Raw genomic sequence first — 13,986 nt, 5'->3', positions numbered from 1 at the left:
TTCTTTCAGAAGTTAACGGAGCCAACAAATCAAGTGCAATTCGCCATTTTGTTTTAAAAATTCTTCGACTCTTAGGAACGCCGCACTCATCCAACTTCTTTTGGTCATCGATCCACGACTGGGGCAAATAAAGTCGGCCTACGAGGCCACAGCACCGTATTCCAGCGAGTCGATAGGCTGATGGTTTCGATCGGTCAGCAGGTAAGCGAGTGATATCTGCCATGCATCGGCATTTTCAAAGACATCGGTCGCACTCGATAGGCTGAGGTGATAACGAACCTTCCGCGGCACGACCTGGAGAATGATGAACACATGTCCCTTCTGCTCCGAGGGGACCAACTCGATCTCATGGCTTTCAAATACATTCGAAAGCCGAAGGTTCAACCCCAAGCGCTCCAGGTCTTCGCCAGACATCCACTGGTACTTTTTCACCCCGAAATACCGAAAGAGCTGCTCGCAGTCGTCCTGCGCCGCGGATTTCAAAAGTTCACTATTAACGACTTCGTTCAAAGAATCATCGAACACGAGGCCTGGATTGCTCAAACCCTGGCAGCGAATTCCCGCGATGAAGTAAGGACTCTCGTAAGCAGGCTGTAAAGAGGCGCTGGCTCGAGCCTCAGCCGCAACAAGATGCATCGGTAGCATGAACATATGGGCAAAGAAGACGATGATAGGAGCGTAGTTCATAAGGGCTTCTCCTCAGTCGGTCCGAAATCCATACATTATTCATCAGTTTTCACAAGACACAACTCACGTGGCCCTCACCTGCGATCAAGTCGGGCCCGGCCGCGTGGGGTTCCTCCGACAGGCGCAGAAAATATCTCACGAATAAATCCGACAGGAGGCTTCGCCCGGTCCATAAGTATGGAAAATTATACGACGTTTGAACTGGCAAGTAAATTGCTCTTACGAAAAATCCATAGCTTCACGAGGCGCAGTCGCGGCTCTGGGCTTGAAATGAAGGTGTACAATCGCAGGAGAAACGCAATGCTGAAATCGGCTAGACAGTATTTCAAGGGACTAGGCTTCCTCGCAGTTTCAGGAATGCTTTCCTGTACAGCCGCCAACAACGATACCAGCCAGGTCAAGGCGGCAGTCGCGCGTGAATATCTTTGGCCAAGACAGGCGCAGATTCCGGTGTGCTGGGAAAACCCATCCCCCGAGCTCGAGTCGGGCTGGACCAGCATGCGGCAGTCACTGGAAGAAGAATACAACGCGCGAACGCCGATCAGGTTTGTGGATTTTGGGCCCTGCCAGGCCCAAAGCCAGGGTGTCCGCGTCCTGGTTTCCGATACTACCGATGCTGCAAGACCGGGCATCAGTGAGCCGGATTTTATGGGGCCAGCCGTGAGTGGGAAGAAGGATGCGTTGCGGCTGAACTTTACTTTTCAAAACTGGCGCAAGGATCTCTGCTCCGATCCGACGAAAGTCGGACTTTGCATCAGGTCTTATGCCCTTCATGAGTTCGGCCATATCCTCGGACTTCAGCACGAGCACCAGCGCGCGGATAATACTTGTGAGCCCTTTGGTGATACGTACCGGGGTTTAGGCGATGGCTATGCTGTGAACTGGGGCACGACGTATGATCCCGAATCGATCATGAACTACTGCATGAACGCTGGAAGTCTCCTTGCCGGCGTGCAGCCCACCCTCAGTCGCGGCGACATCGAAATTCTCCAGCGGCTCTATGGTGCGGAAAAACACCTGCCCGACCACCTCAGCAGTCTGGATCCTGGAAAACTTTCGCTCAAGCAGGTTGATTTCAGATTCCTCGATGAGTTGGCGCATAGCAAGGGCCACATAGCGCTTGGGGAAACCAGGCACCAGTCGACGTTCGGAACCTGCGGCAATTCCGTTGTGCATGATACTTTATTCGAAGCTGCCAAACACCTTATCCAGCACCATCGATTTGAAGTCGTGAGTTTGGAACTGCCCATGATCGACATGCGAAAGGTCAATGACTATGTCCTCGGGAAAACCCCTCTCGGTGATCTGAAAGTCGGCTTTTCCGCCTTCGATACGCCCGAGCTCAAGGCCTTCCTCCAATAGCTCGAAGCCTATAACAGAAGCCAAAGCGCTGCCCATAAAGTCCAAGTCGCAGGCTTTGATGTGCAGCATCTGGCTGAAAGCGATTTTAAATTGATCAAGGATCATCTCCTGGCAAATGGGACCCAGTATCCGTCCCTGGCTGCCGAGCTCGACGCCTGTCCTGCGGCTCCGGCCCCAGGACCATGGGATGCCTGCGAAGCCACACTCCAAAATATCGTGAAGGCTTTCCCTACTGTCGTCTTCGAAACCGGCAAAAGCCGCGACTTTTTCGAGCTCGCGGTTCAGAGTAGGCTGGCAGAACTTTATGTTTGGAGCATGGATGAGGTGGGTGGACCGCTTTTCAAAAGAGGGTTTGAAGCTCGCGACGCTGCCATGGCGCTGTCCTATCTCCATCAGGCGAAGCATCTGTTTCCGGGAAAGAAGATCATTTCTTATGGCGCCCTTTTCCATATGACCAAGGACGCGACCCGCATTCAAAGTCCTCTATCACCGATTGAAAATATGGGCCTTCATCTCGCCAGGAATCTGGGTGATCAATATGCAGTTATAGGCACCGTTGCGAATGTCTATACGGTTCAAGTCCAGGGCATTCCCCTGCGCGCTTCGCTGCAAAGTCAATACGCGTATGAGCCGGGCAACCTTCTCGGTTATCTGAATGGCTTTGATCGATTCCTGATGTATGACGCGATCCATAAATCCCAGAACCTTGACATCCATGCCAAGGCCAGCGAGATTATTTTCCCTCACAACGTCGCTCATCCCTATGCAAGCCTTGAAGCTCTGGCGACGAGCGTTGAGAAGGACTACATGACATTCGTGCCGCGGGAGCAGGTTGACGGAATCTTCTACTTCCACAAAGATGGTCCAGGCATCTGTCAGTAATCCTCTGTTCCACCCCTTTTAGTTTTTGAGCTGCTGGAAAGCAGCGGAAATACAATCCACAGTGACCTAATACCTTGAATTATGAGAGCCAATTCAGGCCTTCAGCCCGTGTTCTGCGGCAACGATTTCAATTGCTCGGTTGAGCCAGGGGGTGATCATTTCATAAGTGTGCATGTCCATAATCACAGGAAACCGACCGAGGAGCCACTCGTTGCGCATTTTTTCGGTGAGGGCATCGGGCGCGAGGCTTCGACAACATGGTCATGGCTTCACCGCTTGAAACCAGCGACGTCGACGCTCCGCATTTATAATCAAGGAATCCGACCGTTCTTAAAGTTCCCGTGAGAATCCTGAATCACAATTGAAGACCTATTGACGTTCAGGTTCGCAGCGAAGATCGCAAGATTGGTACTTCCCTTGTGCCTGACGCTATTAAAGATTATCGCCTCATACCCGGCGTCAAAAGCTTGCCTTCCGAGAATTTGCGTTGGACAGGGAACTTCTTTCCAGGCACTCCATTCGATTTTTTCGACTTCATATTTTGTTATCTTGAGAAGCTTTCTCACGTTGGCAGAGGTAAGATCAAGGACATTCTCAAGATCCACCGTGGCCCAAAAGCGGAAATGAGGTTCCACAATATCAAAGCCAGTTTCACGTCTTTCAGGGAAAACTGCATACTCGTCCGATGAGAAATAGAGGGGTGAATCAAGGTGTTTGTCGCTCCAAAATCTCCCAGTTCCTGGTCCGCTTCCAAGAGGAGTATTGCTATACTTCAGATATGCGCCGCGACAGAATTTGCCTTGTTGCAAAATCCCTAAATTGTCCGGAAGGTTTGCGAATTTCTTTTGGCACTGCGTGCTGATCTGCCTTTTCACCTTGTCCAGAGCTGTCATAAGTCCCGCCTTAACATGCAGGCTTCTGGACTTGTCAAGTTGCGCAAGCAATTCCTTGTACCTTCTGATTGACATCAGCCTCTGAATACCTCTCTGTTTTCAGGGTCAAGGTGAGAATTCAAGAAACTCATAACCTCGGGCTCCCGCCTGATGTAACACATTTCTATTGGTGTCAGTCCATGAAACGCAACATTGCCTTCGTTGAGCCAGATTATTATTCTCTCACTATCACCTTTAAAGACATTGATAAGATACGGCACGAGCTGAGTCAAGGGACGCAAAGCTTTGCTGGCTTCAACTGTAATTTTGTCATCCCGAAGGATTTGATAGTTGATTTTATATGCCTCCGCAATCGCCTTGCGCTTGAATCCAGCTTCCAGAAAGCTTGAAATAACCGGCTTGTTGTTCTTGACGAAATAAGATTGGTCAATCGCATGCGACATAAGTAAACCCTCTCAAAAACCATGAAACCAAAGCACATGCTTCATTAGCCTTATCGGCTAAATCCACCAATACTTTACCACAGTAATACCAAAATTGTACCATTTTTGTTCCATATTTATGTAACTAGCTATTATCAATGCCATTTGTGTTGCTTGGTATGCCAAGAATAAATGCATGCACATGAATTCTGGCCTCCCTTCCAGACTGAAGGGACTTGAAACAAGACGCAAATACTTAATATAGATGGGAAAAATTGGTTCCCTGCTTTTGTATAAAAGCAGCCCGTTACGATTCAGGGTTTTGTTGCGCTTGCAGACGCTGAATGAGGAAATATCTGGATTCGCGAGCGATCATGCTGCCATGGAACAGAAGATCCCAGCAGAGTGTCCCTCTGCTTCGAGCTGCCGTTTTCGAATGATCCTCATCGACTCAAAGGGCTGAGAACGAAAATCGTGCGGGCCCAGGCATCCGAAACTCTGATTTGCATTCGTGAGTAGACTATTTTTCTGATAGGCGCGCCAAAGTTTGAACCGATGTAGGAGGTTTCCTGATGGGTGTAATAATCGGTAGCGGCGGCAGCGCTGGCAAAAAGAGGGGACAGGTCGGTGGCGGCGGATCAACGATTCATAAAGGTGCAGTGGGTGGCGGCGGCACTTCGGGTCGAAGTGTTGGCAGCGGCTCTGCTGGAAAGGGCAGCCCAGTGGGAACACGGGTGTGACTTCGGCATCCCAATCGACGGCTTCGGTCATCTGATGCTGCGAGATCCTTTTTCAAGGCAACGGATGATACCGCTGTCGCCCCAGCCCTTGGTTTTCCAGGCTTTAAAAACCAACCCCTCAATTTGATCGTCATGCCCTTCAAGGACATGCATGCATTCGTCATATTTCTGAGGACGCGGATGAGTTTGATGTTGAGTGAGAAACGATAAAGATCCATCAGAAGTCTCTAGTGCTCTTCGTAGGAAAGACAGCATCAGCTTACCTGACTTGTGCTGCAGAATGTCAAAAAGGTGAATATGATTTGAAGGCTTGACCCATTCGCCTTCGAGCGTGATCCATCCTGCTAGGCACAAATAGGCTTTAAAACCTGCCCGGAGTTCAGCTGAAAGCAGAATTGTGTGAAGGCTTCCCTGCCTTGTGTGGCTGACCGCTTCAGGCCCATCTGATGACGGTCTAAAGACTATTGCTCCCTGGTCTGCGATTTTACACGCGAAGGAGGACCAATAAAGCGGCAAATCCTATCAGGTTTACAATGATAGCCGCGACAACGCCCACCCACGCGCTTTTTCTGGCCGATTGAGCATCGTCTCTCAGTTCGGAGATGACCTTGATGTGGTCACTCAAGGCTTGAAAGATTTTCTCATAGCTCTGTTCCGCGGTTTTGGCGATGGTGCCGTTTGCCACAAGGAATTCTTTTTGGATCTGCTGCCTGATATATGCGGTCTGTTGTTTCATGGAAGTTTGGATTTGAACCGTGAGCCGCTCGGATTCGTCGCGGAGCCCCTGGCTTATGGTCTGACTGTATTCGCCCATGCAGACATCGTTTAATGCGACGAATGCAAAGACCGGATCATCGAGCCCGATCAGGATCCGGTGCTTTTCAGCTACTTTTCTTGCCATCTCATCAGGGTTAAGCACGCAACTCTCCTTCCCATTATTGAATTGCCCACACTCCCGAGGCTAAATCGAGCTGACTGTATATGGATTTTTGCACTCTATGGAGTCTCGACTTTTGCATCAGTTTGAAGCCCGGGTTTTCCCGAACCTCTTCGTAAGTCAGAAAGAGATTTTGCTGGGCCGATATGTCTTTTAACGTCAGCTCGTCGGGGTCCTGGATTTTGATGATTGCCACCACTCGATCCCTTATGGATTCATAAAGCCCGGATTGTCCAAAGGTCTGGCCCTGTGAGCTTCGTATCTCACCGCCAAACTCGTTCAGCCAGACCACAATGGAGGCATTCTCCGGGAAGCTTTTGGCGATATCAGCAAGGCACTTTGTGGCGGATCTAAAGACGCATCTTCCTCGCATGCGGATTACTGGATTGTAAGCGAACTGATTAGGAAAGTTCTGAAAGTTGTTGGTGACCATTGTGATGAGCGCATGGGTCGGATTAGTAAACCACTCACGCATAAGTATATTGCGAAGCTTGTCGATTCTACCGATGAGTCTGTAAAAAAGACACTTCAGCGGCTTGAAAAATGTGGATGTTTACTACGGATGAGATCGAAGTCCGGACCACAGGGCTGGACGGTCTACCAAATACCCGCGTCAGTTTTCACAGAAATGCAGAGTGATATGGAAGCAATAGAATAGCGTTTGCTTCGGTGTACTGACAGCCGTTCGAGGACGGTTCGAGGACGGTTCGAGGACGGTTCGAGGACGTCGAGTTGAAAGCCCATTCAGGCAAGGGCTGCAAGCTCATTCGAGGACAATTCGGGGACAATTCGAGGACGGTTCAAGGACAATTCGAGGACAGGAAGAAGATTTTTAATTAACTGTAATTATTATGTTTTTTCTGACTTGCTGATAGATTACAATTTAAAAAGACGCGGCATTTAGATGATTCCAGCCATCTACCTGCCGCTGGGCCAAACCACCTCCTTACAGGCGAAGTAGCTTATGGGAAATGCTTCCACAGAAATTGGCATTCGTCAAAGCAAAGCCATTCAGCAGCAGATATTTGAGGGCTTGATGAAAAGCCAAGCATGTATCTCTTTTGCTTCCAGTCAGCCAGCAACAACTGCCTTATCAAAAGCGAGCCCCAAGGCCCCTCACCACGGGTCCGCAAATTCAACAGGAAATTATCGAGCTAAATCGCGACCGGTAAATTTCGCGACTTGGCGGAGCTGCGCACGACTTCAAGCTCGGAATCGAAGTATGAAATTTGGGTCCAAATCAGAAGCTGAAATACAAGAGCCCAAAAAACCTCTTCCGCAAGCTGAGACTGATTCCAGCACTTGGAAGGAAAAGTACCTGATCGACATCGCGCAGCCCAAGAGCGAGGAGATACAGAAAATGGTGCGCCTGCTTCAGGAGTCGAAACCAAGCGAAGCAAACAGGCAAGCGGAGTTGAAATCCATGGCATGGTGCAGGAGAGCTTTATAGTAGCAGCAGGTAGACCGACTGAGCTGCTCAAGGACAACAGTTTCAAGTTTGAGCGTTGGCCATTTATAGGCGTTGCATTTGCCTGCAGCGCTTGGTTGACGACTTCTCTATGGGAGACGCTTGGGGGAACCCTTGGAGCCCTCATAGTTGCCGCTGCGTTTGAGTATGCCCCCCCATTACTGATCGGCGCAAAAACCTCTGATGTCAGATCGCGGCAGATCGCCGTCTATGGAGCTGTAGCGATCTTTCTTACGAGTATCCTCTTGTTCATTTCGCCTTATGTTCAATTATTCAGCAACGAATTTAAACAATACCGTTCAGCTCAAGCACAATACGACTTGGACATGGCCGCCTATCAGGTGGAATCTTCCACTGCAGCGAAGCTATTGGCAGCAGCTGAATCCCGGTATCAAAACTCGTCCGTTGACTATCAAAAAAATAGAAGAGACCTAGGCGACGGCGCACCGGAAACTTTGCGCTCGAAACGTCAACTCGATAAAGACTTTGCAGCATGGAAAGAGCAGTCTCAAACGAAGGCTGCTCCACAAAGACCCTCAGCCCCCATACTTTCTGACGAGATCCGAAAGGCTTGGCAAGATATAGCTCAACGGGTTGGTCTGCAGGCGATTGCCTGCCTTATGATGTTCGTATTGCACAGACTTGGACAATAAAGCGAGGTGATACAAAACCGCCGTTAAAAAAGCAAATCCCCCCGAGAGGGGGAAGGTCTTGCGACCATCGAGACGAATTTTAGAAGCCTAGTAACTCCTAAAATATCCCGCCTCGATCTCCAAAGCAAGACATCAGGAACATTTTGTCAAAATCCAACCGATTTCAGCCATTTTTGCGGCCTAAAGCCGCAGCTGTAAACGGGTCAGGAACCTTTTGCCTGGAGAGCCATGGATGGCTGCAGCAGCAATCGATCGTGAATATGAAGGGCAGGGTCGCCCGCGGAAGAAAAAGTTTCCGCAAACCAGCAACCCATCCCATTATCAATTTGCCCTGTGGTCGTATGAGGATGGCAAACGCATCGCCGTGCCGGTTGGCGGCGTGCGAAGTGATAAGAGAGCGGAGTATCCGTTAATCTCGACAACGATCATGAATGAAGGCACACGCACAGAGACCCTCATCTGGCTTCATTTCGACTTGGATTTTAAACGTGCAGATAAAAAATGGATTCGCGACGGTAAAATGGACTGGCCGACTATAGGTGCAACGCTGACAGAAGACGTTCCCATGTTCCTACGCTACCTGGCCTATGTGGTCCGCTCCAGTGGCGGCAAGGGGCTGAGCTTGGTTCTCGCCATCTCGCCTCTGGAACTAATTGATGAAACGGGAGATGTTCAGAAGCTGGCTTTCAAGGTACAGAACATGGTCATCCGCATTCTAAGTTATAACGGAATGGGTGCTGATGAAGGCGCGCGTGGCCTCAAGCGGCTGATGCCCAACATGCTCCGATCCGACCGGGTTCTTGATCAAGCGGAATTCGTGCAGCAAATGATCCAGAAGCGGCGTCCTCGGGTGTTGCAAAACCTGCTTTATGCACTGCGCTTTCATCCTGCTCTACGTTCCCAGAACAAGCAGGACCGTGACGACATCCTGTGGCCCGACACACGGGTGGAAAAGCCCCTGGCGCGCCTTTACGCAGACCTTTTGGATTCAGTGGGGCCCTGGGGAACGGAACAGATGCGCGCGCGTGAGATAATGGCTCGGTATGGGATATCAAAAAATACGGTTTATAAGCTCCTCGCTAATCCACCCAAGTGGCTTGGAGTGGAGCGTCTTATCGCCGAAGGGATCCGTCTCACTATTCGCCCCGACCGCTCACTGACGGACAGAGCATATACACTAATTGAGACTCGTACCTCTTCAAACAGGCAGCTTCCCAGGATCTGGACTATCGAGAGTCCCGAGAACGTGCGTGCCGGCGAGCGGAATCAATGGCTCGTTTCGCTTATTGTTTGTTGCAAGAAAAAGGGGTTTGGCCAGGTCGAGACCCGTGCAGCGTTGAGCCGGATTATCACCCGTGTTCCCGGTTGGCAGAAGTCGCAATCATTGACGCGTGGACTCAGCTCGATACTGCGGAGCCTTTACCATCATCGGAGCTCTCTGAAGGGCACACTACCAGACCTGGAACTGCCAGGCTGGTTGATCGAGGCACTGCAACCACGTAAGTAAAAACAACATTCCCAAAAATTTTATAAGAAGGGATCCCTTCGGGGATCTCAAGTGTCAGCTAACCAGCCGGTGGAGAGACCCGATCCTGTTCCCGAAGGAATTCTCTCTGAAGATTTCTCCTCCCAATTCCGGAACGGAGTTATGCCGGGGAGTGTGAGGGCGGGCCAAGCCCTCAACCTGGTCGTTGATATCCAAGCGCCAAATTTGGAGAAAGTCGCGGTTGAAATGGTGCCTTTGTCTTTATCGGAGCCCGGGCACGTGGAACCTTCTGTAGCCGACGCCGCGCCGGGCTGCACGAACGGGGTGCCAAGCCCCGAGATGACACGTGGCGATACCTATGATCATCTTTCGGGATCAGCTCTTAGCGGGGCATTTTCGAAGGCACTGATGCGATCGACTTTGCAGGCCGCTGAAAAGGCCAGGATTTTAATCGAGGTGACGAGCGAGACGGATCCTGCGTTGAAGGAAAGCCTGCGTCGAGAGTGGCTGGCAAAGCTGCAAAATTAGAGCGATTATGCGAGTGAGTTTTCTGTGCCACGCTCAGAAGAATATCTTCTGAAGAAGCAATAGGATGCGACGATGAATATATGCATCCAGAATCCAGTAGTATTTTGATCGTAGGTGATATTGTCAGATAGGCAGCCGTCAGAGCTTTACCGTATGATTCACGAGCGCAATGGCCCAATACTTGTTCAGGGGGATTTTGAAGGAAACGAGCTATCACTCCAAGCGGCCTCTAGTTTGAGTCTGTCAGCGGTCAGCAGGGCAAAGAGCTCCAACATCCGATCACACAGCGCCGGATCCTTGTCTTCATATCGTTTAAACGGCGTGCGAGCGTGGGCCGTGCACCCCACAAAGCGCGTGACCCCCCTTAGGAGGAGCAGTGGTGCCGCCCTCCAAAAACCACTTTACTAATGGTGGGCCTCCGCAGGTTTCTCCGAAAATACCATAAGCTTAACCAGCCGCAACAGACTCTGAAATCGTTGTCTTTTGGGGGACGACCATGCATTCACCGAGCGAAAATGTCAGATTCTTCATATTCTTTCCGAAGAGAAGAAACCAAAGTTCTGTGAGGCGGATATCATATGCGGCTGGCGCTATCGTTCTTCATATATATTCTTGCTGCTTGGTCTAATCATGCTGCATCGATTCCTTTAGACCTGGGGCCTTTAAGTCGGGTTGATGGACATGAGTTAGGTCAATATCTTGAAGTTTGGGAGAACCGTGGTGAGCCAGCCGACCCCGCTGCAGTTTTCGCAGGGAGCTTCGACCATTTCTTTAAAGCTTCATCAAAAAGATTTCCCAGCGCTGGATTTACTGACGGTGAATTCTGGGCCAGGATTGTCATCATGCAGCGTGAATCAGGCGCCAGCGATCTTCTGCTTGAAAGTCGCTACGTCTTTGTCGATGAGGTCACTCTTTACCAGCTAGCTGCGACGGGGGATGTCTCCGCGTTAACAAGCGGAGACAGGATTTCAAAGAGTTTACGTCCTATTGCCTTTCGTTCACCTGTATTCCCTCTCCAACTGAAACCGGGCCGGAACGTGTTTTATCTGCGAGTAAGAACCCAGGGCTCGAGTATATTGGCTCTTTACCTCTGGGATCGTAAAGGCTTCGAGGGTCATCGCTTCTATGACACGCTTGCTCTGGGGCTAATGTTCGGTATCATTGCAGCTCTGTTCTTTTATAATTCCTTCCTCGCTCTTTCATTCAATAGCAAGACCTATACTCACTACAGCCTTTTTTTATTGGTTATGATAGGTACCCAGCTTTCACTTCAGGGGCTTTGGCCCTATTTTATGGAGGAAAAACTTGGCATTTGGCTGACCAATCATGGATTTCTATATTTGGCTGCCCTGGCCAACATCTGCGCGACACTTGTCACCATATCGTTCCTCGATGTGAAGCAGCTGATGCGGCGGACCCATGTTGCTTTACAAATTGCTTTAATCAGCGCTTGTGCAGTTTTTGTGTACTGCTTCTTCGCCACTTACAGTCAGTTTGCGAAGGTCAATAGCGTGTTCCTGGGTATACATTCTCTCACGCTGCTCGCCATTGGAGGTATCGCAGCAGCCCGTGGGTTTCGACCTGCTCTTTATTACACCATCGCCTGGGTCTTTTTCCTGGGTGCCAATATATTAAATACCCTGCATTTTGAGGGCATCTATCACTCGCCCCTGACGGTACAGTTTAGCAACTTTCTAGGGGCTGTGTTCGAAGGACTTCTGATGTCGTTCGCACTTGCCAGTCGCGTCAACTATATGCGGGATCAGGCAGATCGAACCATCCGAGGGCTGAATTCGGAACTGCAACATCAGATCGCTCATGTTGAAGCAATTGTGGCCGAACGAACGGAAACGATACGAAATATACTGGATCACGTGAGAAGCGGTTTTCTCATGATTGACAGGGAAGGCCTAATTCTTTCGGGGTTTTCCCGGTCCTGCACGACACTTCTCGGCACAGCTATGGATGTAGGCCAAAAACTTTCTGAGCTCCTTCACATGAGTGACGAGGAAGAGCGCGTCTTCTCACTGGCCCTGGACCAGATCTTTCAGGACACCCTGCCTCTGGAAGTGACACTGGCGCAACTTCCGCTAAGCGCCAGGGTCAAACAACGCACGCTCAAGCTTGAATATGGCGCCGTGCGCAAAGGTGATGGTCTTATAGCCAACCTGTTGATCACGATACAGGATGCGACTGAGCTCCATAAACGTCAGCGAGAAGCGAGACGCAATCGCGTCCTGCTCACGATTTTGAGAGATCTTGAAGCCTTCAGGCAATTCATTGGCTCCAGCTTTGATACGATCCGGCAACTGAAGAGCAATGGCAACAAGCGGGAGGTCGCTTTCCTGCTTCATACTCTCAAAGGCAATTGCCTCATCTATAAAATGAGACCGATAGCTGACTTTATCCATCATCTTGAAGCCCAAAGCATTTTGTCACAGGATGGCTCGAAAAAATTGTTTGCGCTGTTCGAGGGTTTTCTGGATAAACATCGGTCGTTTCTGCGAACCGACTGGGGTTCGTACACGTCCGAGATTAAGATTTCGCCCTCCCAGCTTCAAACACTGCGGCAGCTCGTAAGTCAATTACCGTCTGCGTTAAGGGACGAAATGGAGAAGTGGATTGACATGGCGATAGCCCGCCCCTGCTCGCAGGTTATGCAGCCGCTGATAGACAGTTGTAGGATAACGGGCAAACGTCAGGGTAAACACATCAACTTTGAAATAAAAGGGGGTTCGATTCGCTTACTGAGCCGTGATGAAGAAAGGGTGGCCGAATTACTGATTCATATCCTCAGGAATGCCGTCGTCCACGGCATAGAATCGGACAGAGCTTCTGCAGGAAAACCGGAACAGGGCCATATTCAGCTTGAGTTCCAAGCGGATTCCGAGGCTCTTTCCATCATATGCACAGACGATGGTCAAGGATTTGACCGCTTGCAATGGGAGCGCGCAGCGGTCGAAAAAAAACTTTTGTCACCAAGCGAAGCCCTGGACACACCTCTTGCTAAGCTCGTAAGTCTTGTGGCCTGCGGAGGCTATTCAACTGCGGCGGAAGTCTCCCTTGTTGCTGGCCGCGGCGTGGGTCTTGAAGGCTTTTTTCAAGCGATCGAGCAATGCAAGGGCAGCATTAGAATCATCAGCGAGAAAGGGTGCGGGAGTCAGTTTGTTATCGTTCTCCCGCGTGGTTCTCCCAGGCAGCAAAAATTAGCATCGTAAGCTTACCATCCATGAGAACTCTGTCGGTGGCAGAATTCGGCTTTGTTGGATTGGTTTTTGCGCTGCTTCACTTGACACCAGGATTTACTACATCAAGGAATTGAAACATTTTGCTTAAAATGGAATGGTGATATTCTTTATAATTACTGTTTGTTATTTTCGGTCTGCCAGGATTTTACCCGAATCGGCATTAACCCCCTATAAGAATCGTCAGATATTTTCACCAGCTGCGGGTGATGGGGCAGGATACGATCAGGTGGCATCAGGTGCTGGCTGTCGAAGATGGGGCATTTACGAATAAAGAGGGTTTCGCAAATCCATGAGTGGGCAACATTTTCCTTCGTTCTCAAGATAGACTAGAGACAAGTTAGCTCGGCGCTCACACCCTGGTAGCAGAGAACATGCTTGCGTTACGTTACAGACCAATCTGCTAATCCAGCGTTTCCGAGACCCACCAGGGTTGCGCGCCCTGGCAACGTTCGCCTAATTTTATAATATGACGCCATAATGAGATGCGAATGCTACATATCTGGAACTTGAATGTTTTGATGTTACTCGTTACTGGACTCTTTGTCCCCGTGCGGGCATTTGGAGAACCCCTGGTCGCACTTAGGGAAGAAAAGGCTGAGTATTTACTTGGAAAGTATCTAAGGTATATAGAGGATCAAGACGGTAGCCTAACTTTTTCAGAAATCAGGTCAGATGAATTC

General features: G+C 50.0%; 14 protein-coding genes and 1 pseudogene. 8 read left to right on the top strand and 7 right to left on the bottom strand.

What is annotated here, in order from left to right:
* Positions 1-223 (bottom strand): transposase (locus VE954_RS44425; protein WP_414699033.1); only part of this gene is annotated, 223 nt, incomplete at its 3' end.
* Positions 139-687 (bottom strand): hypothetical protein, encoded by a 549-nt coding sequence (locus VE954_RS26220; protein WP_324958438.1) that lies wholly within the window; start codon positions 685-687, stop codon positions 139-141. The genes VE954_RS44425 and VE954_RS26220, both read right to left, overlap by 85 nt.
* A 300-nt stretch (positions 688-987) precedes the next feature.
* On the opposite strand from VE954_RS26220, the gene VE954_RS26215 reads away from it, so the two are divergent.
* Together VE954_RS26215 and VE954_RS26210 are read left to right on the top strand one after the other, a co-directional pair.
* A complete protein-coding gene (locus VE954_RS26215; protein ID WP_324958436.1) occupies positions 988-2,049 on the top strand; it encodes a hypothetical protein in 1,062 nt (353 codons plus the stop codon).
* An 18-nt stretch (positions 2,050-2,067) separates the two neighbouring features.
* Positions 2,068-2,931 (top strand): annotated as a pseudogene (locus VE954_RS26210) (erythromycin esterase family protein); the annotation flags it as partial.
* Positions 2,932-3,242: 311 nt separating this feature from the next.
* Here VE954_RS26210 and VE954_RS26205 read toward each other — a convergent pair.
* Together VE954_RS26205 and VE954_RS26200 are read right to left on the bottom strand one after the other, a co-directional pair.
* Entirely contained in the window at positions 3,243-3,806 is a 564-nt protein-coding gene (locus tag VE954_RS26205; protein ID WP_324958434.1) for an RES family NAD+ phosphorylase, read from the bottom strand.
* Positions 3,807-3,898: 92 nt separating this feature from the next.
* On the bottom strand, positions 3,899-4,267 hold the full coding sequence (locus VE954_RS26200) for a hypothetical protein (RefSeq protein WP_324958432.1): 369 nt from the start codon (positions 4,265-4,267) through the stop codon (positions 3,899-3,901).
* A gap of 551 nt (positions 4,268-4,818) precedes the next feature.
* Between VE954_RS26200 and VE954_RS26195 the strand changes: the two genes are divergently transcribed.
* On the top strand, positions 4,819-4,986 hold the full coding sequence (locus VE954_RS26195; RefSeq protein WP_324958430.1) for a hypothetical protein: 168 nt from the start codon (positions 4,819-4,821) through the stop codon (positions 4,984-4,986).
* A gap of 27 nt (positions 4,987-5,013) precedes the next feature.
* On the opposite strand, the gene VE954_RS26190 is transcribed toward VE954_RS26195, so the two are convergent.
* From VE954_RS26190 to VE954_RS26180, 3 genes are read right to left on the bottom strand one after another with little or no spacing between them, the layout of a single operon-like run.
* Positions 5,014-5,502 (bottom strand): hypothetical protein, encoded by a 489-nt coding sequence (locus VE954_RS26190; RefSeq protein ID WP_324958428.1) that lies wholly within the window; start codon positions 5,500-5,502, stop codon positions 5,014-5,016.
* Positions 5,471-5,905, bottom strand: coding sequence for a hypothetical protein (locus tag VE954_RS26185; protein ID WP_324958426.1), 435 nt, complete (start codon positions 5,903-5,905; stop codon positions 5,471-5,473). Before VE954_RS26185 ends, VE954_RS26190 begins: the two co-directional genes overlap by 32 nt.
* Before the next feature lie 16 nt (positions 5,906-5,921).
* Positions 5,922-6,215, bottom strand: a complete 294-nt coding sequence (locus VE954_RS26180) for a hypothetical protein (RefSeq protein ID WP_324958424.1) — start codon at positions 6,213-6,215, stop codon at positions 5,922-5,924.
* 1,010 nt (positions 6,216-7,225) lie between these two features.
* Between VE954_RS26180 and VE954_RS26175 the strand changes: the two genes are divergently transcribed.
* The 5 genes from VE954_RS26175 to VE954_RS26155 form a co-directional block, all read left to right on the top strand.
* The gene (locus VE954_RS26175; RefSeq protein ID WP_324958422.1) at positions 7,226-8,044 is read left to right on the top strand and encodes a hypothetical protein; all 819 of its coding nucleotides are present in this window, start codon (positions 7,226-7,228) and stop codon (positions 8,042-8,044) included.
* Positions 8,045-8,276: 232 nt separating this feature from the next.
* Entirely contained in the window at positions 8,277-9,551 is a 1,275-nt protein-coding gene (locus VE954_RS26170; RefSeq protein WP_324958420.1) for a hypothetical protein, read from the top strand.
* A 141-nt stretch (positions 9,552-9,692) separates the two neighbouring features.
* Positions 9,693-10,058 (top strand): hypothetical protein, encoded by a 366-nt coding sequence (locus VE954_RS26165; RefSeq protein WP_324958418.1) that lies wholly within the window; start codon positions 9,693-9,695, stop codon positions 10,056-10,058.
* A 578-nt stretch (positions 10,059-10,636) separates the two neighbouring features.
* Positions 10,637-13,276, top strand: a complete 2,640-nt coding sequence (locus tag VE954_RS26160) for a 7TM diverse intracellular signaling domain-containing protein (RefSeq protein WP_324958417.1) — start codon at positions 10,637-10,639, stop codon at positions 13,274-13,276.
* A 518-nt stretch (positions 13,277-13,794) separates the two neighbouring features.
* A partial coding sequence (locus VE954_RS26155) for a hypothetical protein (RefSeq protein ID WP_324958415.1) occupies positions 13,795-13,986 on the top strand: 192 nt, incomplete at its 3' end.

It is taken from the genome of Oligoflexus sp. (genome assembly GCF_035638955.1).
Taxonomy (GTDB): Bacteria; Bdellovibrionota_B; Oligoflexia; order Oligoflexales; family Oligoflexaceae; genus Oligoflexus.
This window is presented reverse-complemented; position numbering and strand designations above follow the sequence as displayed.

Excerpts from the sequence above, each read along its gene's own strand:
- VE954_RS26220 (WP_324958438.1), bottom strand. The coding sequence starts at position 687 with ATGAACTACGCTCCTATCATCGTCTTCTTTGCCCATATGTTCATGCTA.
- VE954_RS26215 (WP_324958436.1), top strand. The coding sequence starts at position 988 with ATGCTGAAATCGGCTAGACAGTATTTCAAGGGACTAGGCTTCCTCGCA.
- VE954_RS26200 (WP_324958432.1), bottom strand. The coding sequence starts at position 4,267 with ATGTCGCATGCGATTGACCAATCTTATTTCGTCAAGAACAACAAGCCG.
- VE954_RS26195 (WP_324958430.1), top strand. The coding sequence starts at position 4,819 with ATGGGTGTAATAATCGGTAGCGGCGGCAGCGCTGGCAAAAAGAGGGGA.
- VE954_RS26170 (WP_324958420.1), top strand. The coding sequence starts at position 8,277 with ATGGCTGCAGCAGCAATCGATCGTGAATATGAAGGGCAGGGTCGCCCG.
- VE954_RS26165 (WP_324958418.1), top strand. The coding sequence starts at position 9,693 with ATGCCGGGGAGTGTGAGGGCGGGCCAAGCCCTCAACCTGGTCGTTGAT.
- VE954_RS26160 (WP_324958417.1), top strand. The coding sequence starts at position 10,637 with ATGCGGCTGGCGCTATCGTTCTTCATATATATTCTTGCTGCTTGGTCT.